Origin of the sequence: Alteromonas sp. BL110, assembly GCF_003443615.1 — a bacterium.
GTDB lineage: Bacteria > Pseudomonadota > Gammaproteobacteria > Enterobacterales > Alteromonadaceae > Alteromonas.
In genome coordinates, this window is record NZ_CP031967.1 from 2,587,435 (window position 1) to 2,608,798 (window position 21,364).

The window sequence follows — 21,364 nt, forward strand, 5'->3', positions numbered from 1 at the left end:
TTCAATAAAATGAAGTATTTGTATCGTTTCTCTTTTCTCACACTAGTTTTAGGTGTGTTCTTTTCTCCGATTCAAGCGGAAGAAATTCGGTTAGGTGGGTTACTGCTTGATAACAGTATAAGCCGCCAAGGACACGAATTTGCTTCGCGAATTAGTCAATATTGGCGGGAAGTTCCCGACAGCTCAGGTAAAAACTTAGTAGTTAAAGAAATCATAGTGCCTCAAGCCGGAACGCTACTTTCAGTAATTTATGACAATAAAGTGGTTTATCAAACTTATATGGGACGTAGGCAAGTTCCAATAGATGAAAAAGTACAGCAAGCTATCTTTTTGGTATTAGACGCGGTAGCGAATGCGAGTATAGACAGTAGAAGCCCAGATTTAGCAGGGGACGAATGGTAATGAAGAAAAAAATTGTAATTGCAGCGCTTGCAGTGGCGACGCTTGTAGCGCCAGCAATAACGCAGGCAACTGAATTAGTTTATGAGCCAATAAATCCGTCTTTTGGTGGCAACCCGCTCAATGGTTCATTTTTATTAAGTAAAGCAAACTCACAAAATGCGCACACTGCATCATTAAGCGAACGCTCCTACGATGAGCGTCTTCAAGAGTCACTAGAACGTGCCTATATAAATCGCATCGTTCGTGAAATTACAGATATCGCATTTGGCGAGCAAGAATATGACGAAGACGGCAATCCGATAGACAGTATTTTTAACCAAGATAGTATTTTTGTTAGCGGTGACTTTCAGGTTGAGCTTATAACGAGTAATCCTGACAGCATAGTCGTAAACATTACTAACTTATTGACAGGTGAAGTCACCATTGTAGAAATTCCACGGTTTGGGTAGGGACACACATGAGAAGTACCGTTTATTTATTATTGGCTTTGGCATTAACTGGTTGCCAGTCCATCACAAATACACTCCCGCCTGATACCACGGCTGCGGATATTATCAAAGATAGTGCCACCCTCTCTGAAGTAAAGAGTTTACCGGCACCCATGGGGCAGATTCCGGTTTCCGTGTACGCGTTTAGGGATCAAACTGGGCAGTATAAACCGAGTACAGGCGCGAGCTCTTTTTCAACCGCAGTGACACAGGGTGCAACGTCTATCCTTGTTCAAACCCTAAGCGAAACATCCTGGTTTTTACCCGTAGAGCGAGAAGGGCTACAAAACATTCTTACTGAACGAAAAATTATCCGGGCCGACGAGAAAAGCGGGGGCGATTTACCGCCACTGACCACCGCAAGAATTATAATAGAAGGTGGCATAATCAGCTACGACACCAATATTCGTACCGGTGGAGCAGGCGTTGAGTACTTTGGTGTCGGAGCAAGTGAATTATTTAGAGAAGACCAAATCTCCATTTACATGCGCGCCGTTGACGTGAGAACAGGTCAAGTCTTGGTATCCGTTTCAACATCTAAGAAAGTGCTAAGTCAGGAGGTAAGAGCCGGACTGTTCAGATACGTATCACTTAAACGTTTGCTTGAAGCGGAAACGGGTTACACCACCAATGAACCTATGTTTGAATGCGTTAAGCAAAGCATAGAGAAAGCGGTGACGGAATTAGTGTTACAAGGAATGGAGAAAGGAGTATGGCGCGCCAAAGCGTAAGCGCCATACATCGCTTTAGTTTAGTTTAATCGATTGTCGGTTTAGTAGGTTACCTGTTGGGGCTGACTAAACTGATGATCAAACCACTTGATAAGTTCAACCCTATTTCTGCATTCTGTTTTCCTGAATATGCTGTATACGTGTGTTTTCACCGTATTCACACTGATATGCAAGCAATCTGCAATTTCTTGGTTCTGTGCGCCATCGGCAATTTTGCGCGTAATAGCCAACTCTCGTTTAGTCAGGACTGTAGTTGACGATTGAAGCGCAGCAACGGGCTTAGTTTTTGGCACTAGGTTAGCATCGATATAGCGACTCATAATTTCGCGACTAAACCATTTGTTGCCCGCCTGAACCTGCTGAACACCGCGAACTAATAACTCTAAACTATCTTCGATATGAAAAATCCCGTTAATACCGTGCTGAAGTGCCGCGTAATGAAAATCGATATCAGTTTTTGACACATTAAAAATTACCTTATTTAATTCAGGGTAATCGTTAACCACTGGCAAGCTGAATAAGCTGGCAGGGTCACAATAGTGTGCGTCAATGAAAAAGGTATAAGTGTTGTTTAGAACGCTTCTTGGCGGGTGGATAGTGCCAGTCGTAACGTTAAACCCACACGATGGCAAAATACTAAGGAATTGTTCGTAAGCTCCATCCTTTTTAGTATTTTCTGAGAAACTACTTCTTGTTAAAACGAACGCTTGATGTGACATGAAAGCTCCTTTTCGTGTACGTCAACCTTACGAACTATACAATAGCTTTACAATACTCCAGTGGTCTTAGTTGCGGCGCCAAAGCGTAACAAAATGTAACAGTGAAAAACTTATATTAATTTTGCTTGAGGATAGATGTTTTTTAAGTGCTCGGTGAATTAAATATAAGTAAATTATCTCTATAAAAAACGTTTGCCCCCTTTGTTAAAAATGACGTTAGTGTATAGTTCATCACCAAGCTAATCCTTCCAAAATTTCAATACACAGAGAGAACCATGACCGTAAATGTTGACACTCAGTCTTTGATTGCATCTATGCGCGATGTAGTAGGGCAAGCCTATTTGTTAACTGATAAAGCGAAAAAGCAGCCATATACCAAAGGGTTTCGCTTTGGCGCAGGTGAGGCGCTCGCGGTAGTAAGACCTGGGACATTGGTGGAAATTTGGCGCGTATTGAAGCTTTGTGTTGAAGCCGATGTTGCGGTAATTATGCAGGCGGCAAATACAGGGTTAACGGGTGGTTCTACGCCAGACGGTAAAGATTACGATAGACCTCTTGTTATTATAAGCACCATGCGAATTGATGAAATTCAGCTGGTGGACAATGGTAAACAAATTGTAGGTTTAGCCGGCAGTACCCTATTTGGATTGGAAGAGACGCTTGCGCCGTATGGCCGAGAGCCACATTCGGTTATCGGTTCATCGTGCATTGGCGCATCTATCGTGGGCGGTATATGCAACAACTCAGGCGGCGCCTTAGTAAAACGGGGGCCAGCCTATACCGAGCTTGCTCTTTTTGCGCAAATTGATGCCAGCGGTAAGTTATCTTTGGTAAACAACTTAGGTATTAATTTAGGTAGCGAGCCAGAAGAGATTTTAAATAACCTTGAAAACAAGCGTTATAAAGAAACTGATGTGCAGCACCCTGACGCTCGCGCTTCAGATAATGAATATGATGAGCGTGTTCGAGATGTTGACTCTGACACGCCGTCGCGTTTTAACAATGACGGCAGGCGACTTCACGAGGCCTCTGGCTGCGCTGGAAAACTTGCTGTGTTTGCGGTAAGACTAGACACGTTTCCTATTCCCGAAAAGAAACAAGTATTTTATGTCGGCTCTAACGACGCCGCTGTATTTACAAAAGTGCGTCGCGACATTCTTTCAACCTTTAAGAATTTGCCTGACTCGGGCGAATACCTTCACCGCGATTGCTATGACGTGTCTAAGAAATACGGCAAAGATATGTTTATCGTTATTAGCAAGCTCGGAGCTAAGTTCATTCCAAAGCTGTTTGCTTTTAAACGCAAATTTGACGCATTTACCGACAAGTTAGGCTTTTTACCCAACAAAATGTCAGATCGCGTTATGCAATACATGAGCTATATTTTTCCTAATCACTTACCCAAGCGCATGGAAGAGTTTAGGGACAAATATCAGCACCACTGGATTTTGGAAATGAGCAACGATGGGGTAGATGAAGCCAAAGCCTACCTTGATGAATTCTTTAAAACCAATGACGGCAGCTACTTTGAGTGTACCGAGGAAGAAGCAGATAAAGCAATTTTACACCGCTTTGTTGCAGGTGGAGCAATAGGTCGCTATCACGTTATGCACAGCAAAGAAGTGGGTGCCATGATGACCATTGACGTCGCACTTCGCCGTAACGATCCAGATTGGTTTGAGGTATTGCCCAAGGAAATAGACGACCAGATAGATACCAAACTGTATTACGGCCACTTGTTTTGCCACGTAATGCACCAAAACTATGTATTGAAGAAAGGCGCCGACGCGAAAGTGCTAAAAGGTAAGATTCTTGAAACCTTTGATGCGAGAAGTGCTGAGTATCCTGCAGAACACAACGTGGGTCACGAGTACTTTGCCAAAAACGCACTTAAGAACTTCTATCGCGAGCTTGACCCAACCAATAGCTTTAACCCAGGCATAGGTAAAACCACCAAGCTTAAAAATTGGGCTGAGCATGAAGGTGGCTGTTGTGGTGGACATCACTAAAGCCTAATGACATAAAAAGCATCTCAAAAGGTTCTACTTGTTGTTTCTTAAATTGAAACCAAGTAGAACCCTTATCCTTTTCAGTAAATTTGTTTTAGGTTGCTTTTTGAGTGAATTCTGAGCTCAACGCCAATGTTTCACATTTGGCCAACCTGAACCAAACCGAGTCCGTTCTAGTAATTAAATATAGCGTTTAAATTTTCGCAGGGTCTTAAACTACCTGTAAGTGAAAAGGGATTTGCTATGAAAGGACAAGTAAATAACTCCACCATTCTTCTTCCTGTATTTCTCCCCGCCGTTGCCATTATTTTACTTCTGGTTATCGGAACCATTAGTGACCCCGAACTTGCCGGTGAGGCTTTTGACAGTACATTAGCGTGGATAACCGAAACCTTTGGTTGGTTTTACATGCTGTCGGTCGCTATCTTTTTGGTATTTATTGTATCGGTAGCATCATCAAGCTGGGGGAACATAAAATTGGGGCCCGATCACGCAGAGCCTCAATATAGCTTTCCCGAATGGTTTTCTATGTTGTTCTCAGCTGGCTACGGGGTAGCGCTGCTCTACTTTGGTGTTGCAGAGCCTGTTCTACACTATTCTTCGCCGCCTGCAGGAGCGGCTGAAACGGTCGACGCCGCAAAGCAGGCAATGCAAATAGCGTTTTTTCACTGGGGTTTTCACATTTGGGCGATCTACGGGCTAGTCGGTTTGGTTCTTGCCTATTTTGCATTCCGGCATGGTCTTCCCCTATCTATTCGCTCTGCTTTGTATCCGCTGATTGGCGACAAGATCTATGGCCCAGTCGGTCATGCGGTAGATGTATTCGCCATTCTCGGTACATTATTTGGTATCGCCACTACGCTCGGACTATCCGTTACTCAGATCAATGCTGGGCTTAACTATCTTTCCGGTGATATCCCCATCGATATTATGGTGCAGGTAGGCACTATTGCTATTGTAACCTTTGCGGCAACTATATCGGTTATTGCCGGGATGGATAAGGGCATCAAGCGACTTTCTATTCTAAACATGCTTTTAGCTGTATCGCTGATGGCCACAGTTTTTGCCATGGGCGAAACTGTACATATTTTAGAGACCTTCCTGCAAAATACGGGAAGCTATGTTAACGGTATTATCGAACGCACTTTTAACCTTCAAGCATACAGTCGTAGTGATTGGATTGGTAACTGGACGCTGTTCATATTTGGCTGGACCATTGCCTGGGCGCCGTTTGTGGGCATGTTTATAGCCAAAATAAGTAGAGGCAGAACTATTAGGCAGTTTGTTTTTGGTGTAATGCTTGTGCCTACCATGTTCACCTTCCTTTGGTTTTCTGTGTTTGGCGACACTGCGTTAAATGCCATTATGAACCAAGGTGTTACTACACTTATTAGTGATGTGCAGGAAAACGAAGCGGTTGCGTTGTTCAAGCTTTACGATTTACTACCCGGTGCGTCAGTCATGTCAGGTTTGACCGTATTGTTAATCATCACGTTCTTCGTGACCTCATCAGATTCAGGGTCGCTGGTTATCGACTCTCTTGCTTCTGGTGGCAAAGAAGAAAGTCCGGTTTGGCAGCGTATATTCTGGGCGTGTCTGGAAGGCACGGTAGCAGCTGTACTGCTGTTGGCAGGAGGATTAAACGCCCTGCAAACTATGACGATTGCGAGCGCCTTACCTTTTGCTTTCATAATGTTAGCGTCTGCAGCAGGTCTGTGGCGTGCACTTGTCATCGAGGGCTATCGAAATAACAGTTTGACGGCGAATACATTGAATAGAAATCATGGTCGGACAACGAGCCTCAAAGGTCGTTTCGCTGCAATGGTCGATTATCCGAGCCGAAGCGAGGTGCATGAGTTTATTGATAAAACCGTGATTGCAGCGATGAGAGATGTTCAAGCTGCACTTAAAACGCGAGAGTGGGAAGCGTTCGTAAATCTTGATGAGGAGACGGGTAGGGCCACTTTTAGCGTAGAAAGGCACGAACACATGGACTTTATTTACGATATTCGCATGACCGAATATTTAGTACCGGGATTTAGTTACGCAGAACTGCGCTCAGAAGATGACGAGTCGGAAAAGTACTTTCGCGCTGAAGTGTTCCTTCGTCGAGGTGGTCAAGCCTACGATATTTATGGCTATGATAAGGAGAGTATCGCGAAGGATATCTTGGACCAGTTCGAAAGCTATTTACACTTCCTAGATACTAGTCCAGGTGAGCTTCCGTGGGAAATGGATGCTTATGATGACATGCTTAACGAAGTAAAAGACTAATCGTCTGGACTTAGCGCGGCGAGCTATGAGAAAGCGCTGTAATATCCTGATTGAAATAAAAAAAGAGCGAGTAAAATCCTTTACTCGCTCAGTAAGAAGGCCACTTCTTTTGAGGGAAAGTAGCCGTCGGAGAATCGTTGGTTCTCTTTTACGCTAATCGCTTAATTATTGAAGAGAAATCCATACCTGCATTACCTTCCTCGCAGTGCATTTCAAACCATTTCGCCGCAAGTTCACCCATAGGTACTTGGGCATTTACGCCCTTTGCGCCCTGCATGGCAAGGCCTAAATCTTTAAGCATGAGTGCAGAGGCGAAGCCGCCAGCAAAATCGTTATCAGCAGGGCTTTGTGGCCCCACACCTTTCACAGGACAATAGCTGGTCATTGACCACGTTTGTCCCGATGCATTAGACGCGATATCAAAGAATACTTGCGCGTCTAAACCAAGCTTTTCTGCCAGTTGGAAGCTTTCACAAGTCGCAATCATAGTTGCCCCCAGCAACATGTTGTTGCATATCTTCGCAGCTTGCCCTGCACCGTGGCCGCCCGCATGAACTATTTTTTTGCCCATTGCGCTAAGTACGCCTTGCGCTTTATCGAATGCGTCAGCATCGCCCCCCACCATAAAAGTGAGCGTGCCGCCAGCTGCGGCTGCAACTCCACCAGACACCGGCGCATCCAGCATTTTAAGGCCTTTTTTCTCAGCCAATTCCGATACACGTTTCGCCGTTTCAACGTCAATGGTAGAGCAGTCAATAAGCAAGGTGCCTTCTCGGACAGCACCCAGGATCTGATTTGAATAGATATCCTGTACATGCTTGCCCGCTGGTAACATAGTGATAACGATATCGGCCTCAGAGGCGGCTTGCTCGGTACTTTTCGCAATAGTGCAGCCAGCTTCTTTGGCTTTTTCCAGCGCCACTTCGCTTAAGTCAAAGGCCAGTACTTTGTAATCGTTCTTAACCAGATTCTTTGCCATCCCCGAGCCCATATTACCTAGGCCAATAAATGCAACTGTGGTCATAATCGTCTCCTCACTTAGCCCATGGTTGGAATAACAAAGGCGTTGTCGTTCGTATCTGAGCCATCAGGCCAGCGCTGCGTAATGGTTTTAACCTTGGTCCAGAACTTCACTCCTTCCATACCATGTTGATTGGTATCGCCAAATGCTGAGCGTTTCCAGCCCCCAAAGGTATGGTAGGCAACCGGCACAGGAATTGGCACGTTAATACCTACCATGCCGACGTTTACGCGTTGCGCAAATTCGCGCGCCGCATGGCCGTTACGGGTGTACATAGCAACACCGTTACCGTATTGATGGTCACTTGCTAAGTTAACTGCTTCGTTGAAATCTTTCGCGCGCACCATTTGAAGCACTGGACCAAAAATCTCTTCTTGGTATGAACGCATATCTTTGGTTACGTGGTCGAAGAATGTAGGGCCGATGAAGTAGCCTTGACTGTCGTCTGGAATCTGACTGGTTCTGCCGTCGTAAACAAGCTCAGCACCTTCTTCTATGCAAAGGTCGATATAGCCTTCAACGCGCTCTTTGTGAGCAGCAGTAACCACAGGGCCATAATGAGCGTTAGGATCTTCACTATGACTTACCATAATGTCTTTAATAGCCGGAATAAGCTTGGCTTTCAGTTTCTCAGCGGTTTCATCGCCCACCGGAACGACAACCGGTAGCGCCATGCAGCGTTCACCGGCACTGCCGTACGCAGCACCAACTAAGTCGGTTACCACCTGATCTAGATCTGCATCAGGCATTACGATGCCGTGGTTTTTCGCGCCGCCCATGGCTTGAACGCGCTTACCAGCACGAGCGCCACGCTCGTACACGTAGTTAGCGATATCAGAAGAGCCTACAAAGCTCACCGCCTTAATAGTTTGATGATCTAAAATACCATCAACCACTTCTTTGTTACCGTGTACAACGTTAAGTACACCTGCAGGAAGGCCAGCTTCAATCATAAGCTTTGCCAGTTCAACAGGTACTGACGGATCGCGCTCTGATGGCTTTAGAATGAACGCGTTACCGCAGGCAATTGCCACACCGAACATCCACATTGGGATCATGGCTGGGAAATTAAATGGCGTAATACCTGCCACTACACCGAGTGCTTGGCGCATGGAATACACATCAATACCTGGACCTGCACCCTCGGTATACTCGCCTTTTTGGGCGTGAGGAATACCGCAGGCAAACTCGATAACTTCAAGGCCGCGCTGAATATCACCCTGCGCATCAACCAGTACTTTTCCGTGCTCGCTCGATAATAGTGCTGCTAAGCGGTTGCGGTTTGCTTCAACTAACTCTTTAAACTTGAACATAATACGAGCGCGTCGCTGAGGATTTGTTGCTGCCCACTCAACCTGTGCAGCTTGGGCTGTTTCAATTGCATAGGCCAAAGTTGAAGTGTTAGCCAAGCTTACTTTAGCCTGTACTTCACCTGTGTTAGGCGCAAATACCGACGCGGTATTTTCACTGCTATCTTCAAAATCTTTACCTGCAATAAAGTGAACAATCTTTCTCATGACATAGCTCCTAGGGTTTTTAACAATATTGAAACCTTGTGTTTGCAAAGGCAATACATATACTTGCAGTATGGTGCTGTAAAAATGCAGGTATTTGAGTGAATTGGGATGACATGCGCTTGTTTCTTGGATTGGCAAGAAATGGTCGTGTAGCTATTGCAGCTAAAGGCTTGAAAGTAGACCCTACCACGTTAATTCGTCGTGTAAAAAAACTGGAAGACTCATTAAATTGTAAGTTATTCGAGCTAACGAAAAAGGGATATGTGCTAACCACACATGGTAGTGAGTTGGTTACGTATATTGAAAAAGCAGAGCATTACTTTTTAGAGGCACAAAACGAATTAGGTGATGAACGTTCCCACTTAGCGGGCACGATTAGAGTAAGCGTTTCTGAAGGCTTCGGCAGTTGGTTTTTGGCGCCATTACTCCCCGATTTTAAAAAGCAGTATCCAGGGATAAGTATTGAGCTAGTAGCAACCAGTGGTTTTTTAAACCTCAATAAACGGGAAGCTGATATGGCTATCTTACTGGAAAAGCCTAGCAAAGGCTTACTGGTTACCCAGAAGCTGACTGACTATAATCTTTATCTTTATACCCATCAGTCCCTTATCAGCAACAACAAACCAAAAACATTAAAAGACCTTACCGCGTTTAATTTAGTGAGCTATGTCCCCGATTTGGTTTACGCCCCCCAATTGAAGTTCATTGAGGAGACCGCGCTGTCCCAATTAAGCGCACTTCGCAGCACCAGTATCAATGCGCAGTATCAGATGCTTGTAAATGGCGCAGGTGTAGGAATTTTGCCTAAATTTATGGCAGAGAAACAGCCAGAGTTAGTTCGTCTTCTACAAAACGAGATCCATATTAAGCGAACGTTTTGGTTGGCAACACACAAAGAAACCCATTCTCAGGCCCGTTTTCAAGTGTTCACGAAGTGGCTTACAGATAATATTGCGCAACATAGACCAAGGTTTCTCGATTGAAAAATTAGACTTTTTTCTACTGCCTTTTGCTGTAAATGTGTGAGAAAAATCAGTGTGAAAGCGAAAAATTTAGCCTGACTTTGCCGCAAGTGGTGAATGTGGTCTAGGCTATATATATCGCGTGATTATACTAAGTTATAAAATACTAACGAAAAGATAAACGTTAGCATTACGCTTAGTGAACCTTGTATACATTTATCTAATTATCGTTAAGGCAGGATTGATGGCTGCCGATAAAAGGCACATCACAAAAATTCTCTGTCAGGGAAGATCCTATGTTCAATAAACATTTAGTAAAAGAAAACGAAGCGCTTCGCGAGGAGCTACACATACTCAAGCAAGTGCGAGACGGGTTACGTGAAGATATGATTTTTCTTCGCCTAAACGAGCGTGGTGAAATAGACGCAGTTAACGGGATGTTCGAAGAGGAGCTGGGGTACTCTCTGTCTCAAGTGAAAGGTAAACGCTTTTTTGAATTTGTTCCTGAGATTGCACGGAACACTCCTCATTTTAAAAAGTTAAAAGATGCTCTTGAACAGCGTCTTCATTACTGGGGGGCAATAGAGTTTGTGCGTGAAAACGGAGATGAGGCGTGGCTGCGTGGTGTAGTAGAGCCTATTTTCGATATTAATGGCAAGATACACAAATTTTCGGTAAACCTTAATGACCTTACGCGCACCATCGCTAAGTCGAAAGAACACGAAGACCTAGTAGCTGCTTTACACAAATCTAATGCGGCGATTGAGTTTGATCTCAATGGTGTAATTCAAGACGCTAACGAAGCCTTTTTGAAAACGGTCAAATACAGTTTGAACGAAATAAAGGGCAAGCACCATAGAATATTCTGCGATACTGAATACGCTAATTCTATGGAATACAAGAATTTTTGGGATCGCCTAGCCCGTGGTGAATTCGTTGCAGGGCGCTTTGAACGTTTTGATGCGCATGGCAACAGCTTTTGGTTAGAGGCAACTTATAACCCTATTTGTGACTCTCACGGTCGCATGTATAAAGTGGTTAAACTGGCTACTGATATTACTGAGCAAGTTGCTAGAGAAAATGCAATTTCTAATGCTGCTGATATTGCCTATCGTTCTTCTAATACTACTGATCAAATTGCATCACGAGGGAAGGAAGTAGTAAGTGAATTGCTTTCTGAAATGTCTTCGCTGTCGGATCAAATGGACAGAGCTAAGGAAGGAATAAACGCACTAGATAGCCAGTCTCAGCAGATAGCCACTATCATAGGTAGTATCAGTGCCATCGCCGAGCAAACTAACTTACTAGCTTTAAATGCGGCCATTGAAGCCGCGCGCGCTGGCGATCAGGGACGAGGTTTCGCCGTAGTGGCAGACGAAGTACGCCAGTTAGCATCGCGTACTACCGAGGCTACGGAAGAAATTATTAATGTGGTTAAGCACAACCAAACGTTGGCAACCGATGCCGTAAACCTTGTGAATGAGGGTGATGCAAAAGCACAGTCTGGGCTTAATTACGCCAACGAAGCGGGTGAGGTTATTGAGCAAATCCAAAACGGCGCGAAGGAAGTTGTGGATGCAGTCGGGCAGTTTAGCAGTCAGCTCGTAAATTAAACATTAATAAGTAGCGTTGACATGAACGTGTAGAACGTAATCAATAAGCGTACCTATTGCCTCACTTGTAACACCTATGCTTGAAAAAGTGAGTTCATCCTACCTTGGTAGGATGAATTCGCCCCTATTGCAGGATGTGCTTTTGAGCGCATGATGTATAGCATAACCCTGTAATAAAAGGCTTGCAGGGGCGCTTATGTCAGGTTTTACGAAAATATCTACAGCTGTAGTGGCCGTATTCATTGGCTGCTTTTTGGTTTTTACCTGTCTGGTCTACTTCCACATACAAGATAATATTGAGGAAGAAATGACCGGCGCGCTTAATCAAGTGCGAGAAATGGTAAACCTCAATATCCCTGTCGCTGATATCGAAGCAATTGTAGAGCCTAGTCCTCACTTATCTGCCCATTATTTCACGGGCCGTCTTCGGGCAGAGCAGCCCTCAGCAATGTCTACATCTGAACGCACTGCACTCACACCAGTTATCATCCCAATTCAGGAAAATCAGTATCTTGTCGTTACGCCTTTCGATGCTACTGAACTTACACAGAACCTCACTTTTTTTGCATTGGTGGCGGGACTGTTTTTCGCAACCTTTGTCCTGTTGCTGTTTACGTTAAAAGTGGCGGTTAAGCAAAGGTTAGTGCCGCTAAATCAGCTCGCTGACGCGTTATCTGAGCTTCGAGAAGGCAAGGAATCACAGCCCCTACCACATTCAGATATCACCGAAATGAATAGGGTGTTAGACCAGTTTAAGCATCTGCAAAATGCACTTAAATCAAAAGAAAAGCAGCTCATAAAAATAGATAAGCAGCTAGCTCTTCTCCAAGAGCAAGAGCGTAATTACCTTGCCAGAGAGCTTCACGATAATGTGGGGCAGTTGCTGACCACGATAAAAGCCCATGCTTATATTTTGGTTAACGCAAAAGAGCGATCTGTTGTTGAACTGTCAGCACAGAAAGTTCAAGTGATGTCACATCAAATAAGCGATGCAATTAGAAAGCTCACTGCTCACCTTCACCCGCTTGTTTTGGATAGAGTCTCTCTTCAGTCGTCGCTAGAACGTCTGGTTTACGAACAAGAAGTGGCACAGCCCGATACGCAGTGGAACGTGTCTATTAATCTAAAGCGCTATCAAGAAGATAATGAGCGAGATATTCATCTTTACCGATTTGCTCAAGAAGCTATTAATAACGTGATTAAGCATGCGAAGGCCACCAAGGTTAGCATTCAAATTTATGGCGATACTCATCGGGTTTCTGTGATGGTCAAAGACAACGGCCGGGGATTAGGGAACCACATTGTAGAAAATATTGGCATGTCTTCAATGCGCAGCCGAGCGCGTTGTATAGGTGCAAATTGCAGTGTGACGTCACCAGATGATGGAGGCGTTGCTGTATCGCTGTCCCTTACCCTCAAAAAAATGCCTCCTCTTATGGGCGCTAGCGTCGCATGAATATTCTAATTGTCGACGACCACGCTGTGGTGCGTGAAGGATACAAAGCTTTACTCAATGCGATGATGCCCGATTGCCGTATTTTTGATGCTGAAAACGGTGCACAAACCCATCGTTTATTAGCCAGTAGTGACATTGAGATCTTAATCCTCGACATAAACCTTTCAAATGAAAGTGGCCTTGTTTTAGCCAAGATTTTTTTGAAGCGACATCCAGATTTAAAAATTATCTTTTTCAGTATGTTCGAAGACAGCGTCATATTGCACCGCGCTATGCAAACCGGTGCTATGGGGTACATCAGTAAAAGTAGTTCGCCTGAAATATTGATCTCGGCAATTAAGGTCGTCGCAAAAGGGCAAAAGTATATTGAGCGAGGCTTGGCGGTAAATTTAGCCAATCAACTTCTCGATACCAATGTGGACATTGCTGCCAAATTAACAAAACGTGAGTTCGAAATATTTATTGCGATAGCAATGAATAAATCCCGCTTCGATATTGCTGATGAGTTGGGCCTATCGGCTAAGACTGTCTCTAACGCACTTACCGTCATTAAGCGAAAGCTCGACGCGGTGCCCTCCCAGTTTTCAGCCATTGCGGCTAAACACGGTTACATCGGTGATGCAGAGCTTTCAGCGTCTCAATCGGTGTCTTTTGTCGAGAAGAGTGAGAAGTAGCCATAGGTTTCCCCTCCTAAAGTAGGAGTCAAATCGGTCTATCGCATCATGGTAGGTACAACGTAAAAGTACCATTATCAAACTACACAACAAACCAAGTTAGTGCGCGTGGTACGCGCAAAGTTATCAAAAGGTACTTCTTATGATTTATGCAAAGCCAGGTAGTGAAGGTTCGGTCGTAAGCTTCAAAGAAAGCTACGGTAATTTTATCAATGGCGAATGGGTTGCACCGGTTAAAGGTGAGTACTTCACCGCAACATCACCAGTAGATGGCAGTGACATCGCACAAATCCCTCGCTCAACGTCTGAAGATATTGAGCTTGCGTTAGATGCAGCTCACGCTGCGAAAAAAGGTTGGGCAGATACATCAGTAGCTGAGCGTTCTAACATTCTTCTGAAAATAGCCGATCGCATCGAAGAAAACCTAGAACTACTCGCCGTTGCAGAAACTTGGGATAACGGTAAAGCCGTTCGTGAAACACTGAATGCCGACATCCCGCTTTGCGCAGACCATTACCGTTATTACGCAGGCTGTATTCGAAGCCAAGAAGGCACCATCGGCGAAATTGATAAAAACACGGTGGCGTATCACTTCCATGAACCTTACGGTGTAGTTGGGCAAATCATCCCTTGGAACTTCCCGCTACTTATGGCGGCATGGAAACTGGCGCCAGCACTTGTTACCGGTAACGTAGTGGTGCTTAAGCCTGCAGAACAAACGCCAGTATCAATCTTGTTATTCGCTGAGCTAATCCAAGATTTACTGCCACCAGGCGTTCTCAATATTGTTAATGGATTTGGTGCAGAAGCAGGGCAAGCCCTCGCAACGAGCACTCGAATTGCAAAAATCGCGTTCACCGGTTCTACCCCAGTTGGCGGACATATCCTTCGCTGTGCGGCTGAAAACCTGATCCCGTCAACTGTAGAACTTGGCGGTAAGTCGCCAAACTTATTCTTCGCAGACATTATGGATCACGAGCCAGAGTTTATTGATAAGTGTGCCGAAGGTTTAGTGCTTGGCTACTTCAACCAAGGTGAAGTGTGTACGTGTCCTTCTCGAGCGATAATTCACGAAGATATCTATGATGCTTTCATGGAAAAAGTGTTGGAAAAAATTCAGAAGATCAAACGTGGCAACCCACTAGACACAGACACCATGGTAGGTGCACAGGCATCTAACGAGCAGTTCGAAAAGATCCTTAAATACATCGATATTGGTAAGTCTGAAGGTGCTCAAGTCGTCACTGGTGGTGAGAAGGAACAGCTACCTGGATTTGATGGAGGCTACTACATTCAGCCGACTATCTTGAAGGGTGAAAACCACATGCGTGTGTTCCAAGAAGAGATTTTTGGTCCGGTAATCGCTGTCCAAACCTTTAAAACCGAAGAAGAGGCGATTGAGATTGCCAATAATACAAGCTTCGGACTTGGCGCTGGTGTATGGAGCCGCGATGCGAATGTAGCATTCCGCGTAGGTCGAGCGATTGAAGCTGGACGTGTATGGACGAATTGTTATCATCTGTATCCAGCTCACGCTGCTTTCGGTGGCTATAAAAAGTCAGGCATTGGCCGCGAAACCCACAAGATGATGCTAGATCACTACCAGCAGACAAAAAATCTATTGGTAAGTTACGATATCAACCCACTTGGTTTCTTCTAATTAACCTGAGGGCGGCGCCTATTGCCGCCCACTACCTCTATGCGCATCGTATTTTCCTCAATCATTTTCTTGCTGTTGCTGAGCACCAGTGTGTTGGCGCAGTCTGACGCGACAGACATTCCAAACGACATTTACAAGATATTTCCCAACGCTACACGTGTGGGGGAAATGCACACTGACATCAAAGTAACCCCAGTCTATCAGCTTCAGCAACTACTCGGATATGTTTTTGAGTCGAATGACTTTGTCGACTTCATAGGCTTTTCAGGCAAACCGGTTAATGTGATGATTGGATTAGATACACAAGGTAATGTTGTTGATCTTTTCGTTAAGCAGCATAACGAGCCGATTTTTTTGCACGGGCTTGGCGAGCAGTCTATGTTTGATTTCGTTGCCCAATACCAAGGTCATAATGTCAAAGAGCGTTTTATCATTGGTGGGAAAAGCAATGTAGGCAAAGACGCTACTTACTTTGATGGGGTTACGAAAGCGACTGTATCAGTGCTGGTTATCAACGACACTATCGTGACATCTGCATTAGCGGTTGCCAGAGCTAAGCTTGATGGCTTTGTCGCGCCTAGCAACAATATTATCAATCCAGACTTTTACGAACCTCTTACTTTTAGCGAATTGGTTGACAAGGGCTACATTCAAAAGCACCAGATTACTCAGCAAAATACCGAAGGGCTTTCGAGAGAAGTGATTCGGGCGGTTGACGATATTCAAAGCGAGTTTGTTCTTGATGGTGACATCATTGCCGAACACTACTATGCGTTTTTAAGTCTTCCTATTGTGGGGAAAAACCTGCTAGGTGAAGAGGAATTTGCTCGGTTACAGGAAAATCTAAATCCAGGAGAAATGGCACTGATGGTACTGAATACGAAAGGGTTCAGTTTTATCAGCGATGAGTTTATTCCCCAAACCACTCCTGAGCATTTACGGGTATCTCAAGGCGGCTTTCCCACAGCTATCCGCGATATCGATTTTTATAGCTTCTATGACCCCGCATTTTCACAAGCATTGCCCGACTACAACGAGATCAAAGTACTTCGAGTAAAATCGAAAGGTGGGCTGTCACTTGACCAAGAAATGGAAATAGCGATTAGTGTGCCGTTTAAGCCAAGCTTTTTCGAGCAAGATGAGCATCTTTTCCCTTTGAAAGTGACACTGCCTAGTGAACTATTTATGGAAAATCCAGAGGCTCAGTTAGCGAAGCCCATTCCGTTGTGGCAGAAAATTTGGAGGGACAGAAACTTAACGATAAGCATCACTGTTGTTTATCTTGTTGCGCTGTCGTTGTTTTTTGCATTCCAGCAAAGGCTAACGCCTTACACGAAGTTTGTGCATACAGTGCGGGCATTTTCCCTTGTGTTCGTGCTGTTTTTTATTGGTTTTTACGCCCAAGGGCAACTGTCTGTCGTCAACATATACACACTGCTACTGGATATTGTCGATGGATTTTCGTTAGAGGTATATCTTCTCGATCCGGTTATTTTTATTTTGTGGAGCTTTGTATTTGCCTCGCTGTTTATTGTAGGGCGGGGGCTCTTTTGTGGCTGGCTTTGCCCCTTCGGGGCTCTGCAAGAAATGATGGGAATACTGGCTGAAAAGCTCAGGATAAAACAAATTAGAATTAAGCCTCAGCACCACAAGCGGGCGCAAAAAATTAAATATGTGTTGCTTATAGGACTAGTCGCGTGCTCATTCTATTCGCTAAACCTTGCGGAGAAGCTCGCTGAGATAGAGCCGTTTAAAACATCCATAACCCTACACTTTGTTCGATATTGGCCCTTTGTGCTGTATTCGGTTTTATTGCTGCTACTTAGCTTAAAAATTCATAAAGTGTACTGCCGCTATTTATGTCCATTGGGAGCAGGGCTTGCCATTCTGGGGCGTTTCCCTTTCGTTAAATTGCTTACACGTAAAGATGCCTGCGGTAATCCGTGTCAGCTGTGCAAACAAAAGAAATGTGGTATTGATGCTATAGAACAAGACGGCAGCATTGACTATGCTGAATGTATTCAGTGCCTTGAGTGTGTGGTTACGTTAGATAACCCTAACTTGTGCAAAATCGATAAATATAAAAAGAAAAAGGTGCCAACGCGTGTCAAAAACCTCAATCCTGTCCGCCCTTAGTCAACCTGCTAATAGCAAGGTTAACGATGACAACGAAGCGAGTTTATACGGCGCTAAAGAGGCCTGCCGCGATGTGGCCAATGAAATTTTAGCGAACGTTAAGTGCGATGAAATAGAGCTGTTGCTCTTTCACACAAGCACGCTGTTTGACTTAGACACTGTTGCAAAGGAAATCACCGCACGTTTTCCCCAGGTGAATGTTGTCGGGTGTACCAGCGCGGGTGAATTTAATAAAAATGGCTACGGGACAGGAAAACTGATGGCCGTCGCGTTTTTGAAAAACGAGTTTTCTATCGCCACTGCGATAGTGCCTAAGTTGGGCGAGGTAAATTTCGATGAAGCCCATGATATCGCTAGCGGTTTGCGTAGAGCGTTACAGGGGAGAGAACGTCGCTACGATACAGAACAGCACTTCGTTATTTCCGTGCTAGATGGGCTTACCCGTCATGAAGAACATTTTTTAGAAACCTTTGCGACTGCCTTTGGCAATATTCCGCACTTAGGCGGGAGCGCCGGCGATGACTTAAAACTCGAAGCCACTTATGTGTTTTACAAAGGTGTATTTCATCGCGATGCTGCAGTATTGCTGCTTGTTGGCACGGGAAAGCCATTCACCGTGTTCTCCATTGATCACATTAACTCTCCAGTATCGAAGCTGGTGGTAACCCATGCTGATCCTGAATCGCGAACCGTGTATGAGATCAACGGTGAACCTGCTGCGCAGTATTACGCGAGCTTGTTGGGAATGAAAGCTGAAGACTTAACGCCTGATGTGTTCTCCATGTTTCCCCTTGCAGTGATGGTAGGTGGCAAATATTTCATTCGCTCTATTCAAAAGGTAGATTTAGCCACCAACGCCATTACCTTTTACTGCGCGGTAGATATTGGCATTATTCTTACGTTTGTTCAGCTGGGCGATTGCATTGAAGCATTAGAAAGTAAGCTAGACAAGCTGCGCGCGAAGCTTGGTGAGCCCGAATTTGTTTATGCTTGTGATTGCTTCCTGCGAAGGCTCGAAATTCAGCAAGGCAAAAACGACCACGAAATAAGACGGCTACAGCAAAGATACAATGTTGCGGGCTTTAATGCCTATGGCGAGCATATCCACTCGGTTCACCTAAATCAAACGTTTACGGGGGTGTATTTTGCAGCCCAATAATCAATTTACCGACGTGGAGGCGCTCCAAAAGGCCCTTTACGAGCAAAGGCGTGAAAACGAAAAGCTTGAGAAAATAAATGCTGCGCTAATGTATCGCATGGAAGAGGGCGGTTTTAATCATCATAGTTACCGCGCCTTTGAACACTCGGTTCAACTTTCTGAAAAAGTGAGTCAGAAAACAGAGGAGCTACAGTCAGTACTGCAAAAACTGGAGCAGTCAAACGCTGAATTGGTGCGCGCTCACGAAGAAACCCATCAGGTTAAACAGCGTTTGCACGACGCCATTGAAAGTACCAATCAGGCGATGGTGTTGCTTGATAGGCTTGGCGGGATTATTTTCTTTAATCGTCATTTCGAAACCGTCTGGGACGACCTTTCCATTACTCCTAAAGTTGGTGATAACTATTATGATATTACGCAAGCAGCCAAGCATTCAGGGGTTATTCGCCGCGCACTGCCTGCCGATGTGGAAGGTAGGATAATTTACCAGTTGTCGAATCGACGATGGTATCAGCTGACTAACCGACCGACTCAAGAAGGTGGGAACGTTATTCTGTTTAACGATATCACTGAAGTAAAACTGCTTGAGTCGAATCGCTACGAACAAGTCATTAAAGAGAAAAATAAGCTACTGCAAAGCCTTATCGATAATATTGATGTGGGAATTTTGCTTATTGATAAAGAAGGTGGCATTGCGTTTTGGAATAACACGTTTTTAACTCAATCGAACGTGATGCGGCATGTGTTAGTTAACAGTAAGAATATTTATGCGCTTCAAAATAATCGGCAATGGAGTGGTTTAAATTTGAAGCCCGTGGGACCAAGTACTCAAATTATCCACGACCACCTAGTGGTTGAACGAAATATCACAAAGCTGCCCGATGGCAATACGCTGTGCACGTTTACCAATGTTACGTCGCAGCATCACTACGCGGAAACGCTGAAGCAAAACGAAAGCTGGATCCGTATGATAACCGATAATGTGCCAGCCCTTATTGCTTATATTGGTACCGATAAAAAGTTCCAATACACCAATAAAGGTTACCGCGATTGGTATGGCGTGAGTGAGCAAGACATTAATGATATGCCTATGGATAGAAGCCATCTGAAAGAGGTTTACCCCAATCTTATTCAGTACTTGCGCCGCGTTAACCAAGGCGAAGTGGTTAGCTTTCAAAGTAAGGAAAAAAATGCCCACGGCGACGTGGGCTTTTTACAGAAAGTCTATTTGCCCCATTTTAATGAGTCTGGCGATATTACCGGGCACTTTGTCTTGGCAACAGACGTGTCGCAACAGGTAAAAAGTCAGCTTCAGCTTAAAGCGGCTAAGGATCAATTAGAATCAAATGTAGAAAAGCGTACGCGTGAGCTCAACCACGCCAACATCGCCCTTCAAGAAGCCATTGATTCAAAGAGCAAATTTTTGGCCGCTATCAGCCACGATCTTATGCAGCCCCTCAGCGCTGCCATCCTGTTCAATGAAACATTGAAAGATCAGGTCGATAGTTCATCTAGCTCTATTGTTGCGGCACTCGATAACTCACTGTCTGATTTACATGGCCTTATTCGCACGCTTATTGAAACATCCAAATTGGACGCTGGAGTGTTACAGCCCGATAAGCAGCAAGAGAATGTATTGCCGTTACTTATGCAGTTAGCCGAAGAGTTTACACATATCAGTAAAGACTACCGCGTAGATTTTCGCTACCGCTTGACAGAAGCATTCGTAGTGACAGACGTGAATTTGCTTTCTCGAATATTGCGAAATTTATTAATAAATGCAATGAAATATGGTGCGAACGGCAAGGTGCTACTGGCTGCAAGAAAGGTGAATGAGAATCTGGAAATTAGCATCTATGATCAAGGTGTGGGTATAAGCGAAGACGATCAGAAAGTTATTTTTAAAGAGTTTTCCAGATTAGAAAACGATTTTAATTACTCTTACAGTTTGGGTCTGGGACTATACATTGTAGATAAAATGAGTAAGTTGTTAGAGCACGATATTCGAGTGCGCTCGAAAGAGGGCGTAGGTGCGTGCTTCACGGTGACCATTCCTATTACTGAAGTGTGTCGTACGAGTCAAGAGCAAGACTATCTTTATACTTTGGAGCCGTCGTTACCAAATTACGTTTTAGATAAGCATATATGGCACATTGATAACGATGCGAATATGCGTATAGCTATGCAAACGTTGTTCGCAAACTGGGACATGGAAATAGATACCTTCTCAGGGTTTAAACAATGCAGTGCCGTAAACAATGGAAGCTTTGAGGAGTGCGACATGCTTATCGTCGATTACCACTTGGATGAAGAAGAAACCGGTTTAGATATTGCAAAACGCGTAAGAAAAATCGCGCCTTACATGCCCATTATGATTTGCACTGCTAATCACTCAAAAGCCTTGGCGAATGAACTTGAAGGCACCGATATTCAGTTGCTGCACAAACCTGTTAATTCATCTGTTCTTAAAGCTGCATTGTTGTCGAGCCTGAATGGCTGAAAGTAAAAGCTGATGGCGGTGTTTCTATTCGCCTCTAACCTTC

General features: G+C 44.5%; 16 protein-coding genes. 13 read left to right on the forward strand and 3 right to left on the reverse strand.

Translation table 11 applies throughout. The features are described 5' to 3' along the window. The first annotated feature begins 9 nt into the window (after positions 1-9). Genes D1814_RS11205 through D1814_RS11215 form a run of 3 tightly spaced genes read left to right on the forward strand, consistent with a single transcriptional unit; the run spans position 10 to position 1,621 of the window. Positions 10-402 (forward strand): CsgE family curli-type amyloid fiber assembly protein, encoded by a 393-nt coding sequence (locus tag D1814_RS11205; RefSeq protein ID WP_118492271.1) that lies wholly within the window; start codon positions 10-12, stop codon positions 400-402. After that, complete coding sequence (locus tag D1814_RS11210; protein ID WP_183037601.1) at positions 402-851, forward strand: curli assembly protein CsgF; 450 nt, start codon at positions 402-404, stop codon at positions 849-851. The genes D1814_RS11205 and D1814_RS11210 overlap by 1 nt, the downstream gene beginning before the upstream one ends. Positions 852-859: 8 nt before the next feature. After that, positions 860-1,621 (forward strand): CsgG/HfaB family protein, encoded by a 762-nt coding sequence (locus D1814_RS11215; protein ID WP_118492275.1) that lies wholly within the window; start codon positions 860-862, stop codon positions 1,619-1,621. A gap of 41 nt (positions 1,622-1,662) precedes the next feature. Here the strand turns inward: D1814_RS11215 and D1814_RS11220 are convergent, their stop codons facing one another. Next, positions 1,663-2,340, reverse strand: coding sequence for a helix-turn-helix transcriptional regulator (locus D1814_RS11220; protein ID WP_118492278.1), 678 nt, complete (start codon positions 2,338-2,340; stop codon positions 1,663-1,665). 275 nt (positions 2,341-2,615) lie between these two features. Here D1814_RS11220 and dld point away from each other — a divergent pair, with 275 nt between their 5' ends. Together dld and D1814_RS11230 are read left to right on the forward strand one after the other, a co-directional pair. Further along, positions 2,616-4,349, forward strand: coding sequence for a D-lactate dehydrogenase (dld, locus tag D1814_RS11225; protein WP_118492280.1), 1,734 nt, complete (start codon positions 2,616-2,618; stop codon positions 4,347-4,349). 243 nt (positions 4,350-4,592) lie between these two features. Beyond that, entirely contained in the window at positions 4,593-6,623 is a 2,031-nt protein-coding gene (locus D1814_RS11230; protein WP_118492282.1) for a BCCT family transporter, read from the forward strand. A gap of 148 nt (positions 6,624-6,771) precedes the next feature. On the opposite strand, the gene mmsB is transcribed toward D1814_RS11230, so the two are convergent. After that, positions 6,772-7,647 carry a 3-hydroxyisobutyrate dehydrogenase gene (gene mmsB / locus D1814_RS11235; protein WP_232368864.1) on the reverse strand — a complete coding sequence of 292 codons (876 nt, stop codon included), beginning with the start codon at positions 7,645-7,647 and terminating at the stop codon, positions 6,772-6,774. 14 nt (positions 7,648-7,661) lie between these two features. Continuing rightward, complete coding sequence (locus tag D1814_RS11240; RefSeq protein WP_118492288.1) at positions 7,662-9,161, reverse strand: CoA-acylating methylmalonate-semialdehyde dehydrogenase; 1,500 nt, start codon at positions 9,159-9,161, stop codon at positions 7,662-7,664. A gap of 98 nt (positions 9,162-9,259) precedes the next feature. On the opposite strand from D1814_RS11240, the gene D1814_RS11245 reads away from it, so the two are divergent. The 8 genes from D1814_RS11245 (at position 9,260) to D1814_RS11280 (ending at position 21,321) form a co-directional block, all read left to right on the forward strand. After that, the gene (locus D1814_RS11245) at positions 9,260-10,144 is read left to right on the forward strand and encodes a LysR family transcriptional regulator (RefSeq protein ID WP_118492290.1); all 885 of its coding nucleotides are present in this window, start codon (positions 9,260-9,262) and stop codon (positions 10,142-10,144) included. A 275-nt stretch (positions 10,145-10,419) separates the two neighbouring features. Continuing rightward, a complete protein-coding gene (locus D1814_RS11250) occupies positions 10,420-11,736 on the forward strand; it encodes a methyl-accepting chemotaxis protein (RefSeq protein ID WP_118492292.1) in 1,317 nt (438 codons plus the stop codon). Between the two features lie 196 nt (positions 11,737-11,932). Next, the gene (locus tag D1814_RS11255; protein ID WP_118492294.1) at positions 11,933-13,192 is read left to right on the forward strand and encodes a sensor histidine kinase; all 1,260 of its coding nucleotides are present in this window, start codon (positions 11,933-11,935) and stop codon (positions 13,190-13,192) included. After that, positions 13,189-13,866 carry a response regulator transcription factor gene (locus tag D1814_RS11260; protein WP_014950685.1) on the forward strand — a complete coding sequence of 226 codons (678 nt, stop codon included), beginning with the start codon at positions 13,189-13,191 and terminating at the stop codon, positions 13,864-13,866. The genes D1814_RS11255 and D1814_RS11260 overlap by 4 nt, the downstream gene beginning before the upstream one ends. 142 nt (positions 13,867-14,008) lie before the next feature. Beyond that, entirely contained in the window at positions 14,009-15,526 is a 1,518-nt protein-coding gene (gene exaC, locus D1814_RS11265; RefSeq protein WP_118492296.1) for an acetaldehyde dehydrogenase ExaC, read from the forward strand. Between the two features lie 39 nt (positions 15,527-15,565). Further along, entirely contained in the window at positions 15,566-17,662 is a 2,097-nt protein-coding gene (locus D1814_RS11270; RefSeq protein WP_118492298.1) for a 4Fe-4S binding protein, read from the forward strand. Further along, positions 17,631-18,821 (forward strand): nitric oxide-sensing protein NosP, encoded by a 1,191-nt coding sequence (gene nosP, locus D1814_RS11275; RefSeq protein ID WP_118492300.1) that lies wholly within the window; start codon positions 17,631-17,633, stop codon positions 18,819-18,821. Before D1814_RS11270 ends, nosP begins: the two co-directional genes overlap by 32 nt. Then, positions 18,808-21,321 (forward strand): ATP-binding protein, encoded by a 2,514-nt coding sequence (locus D1814_RS11280; RefSeq protein ID WP_118492302.1) that lies wholly within the window; start codon positions 18,808-18,810, stop codon positions 21,319-21,321. Before nosP ends, D1814_RS11280 begins: the two co-directional genes overlap by 14 nt. Positions 21,322-21,364 lie beyond the last annotated feature (43 nt).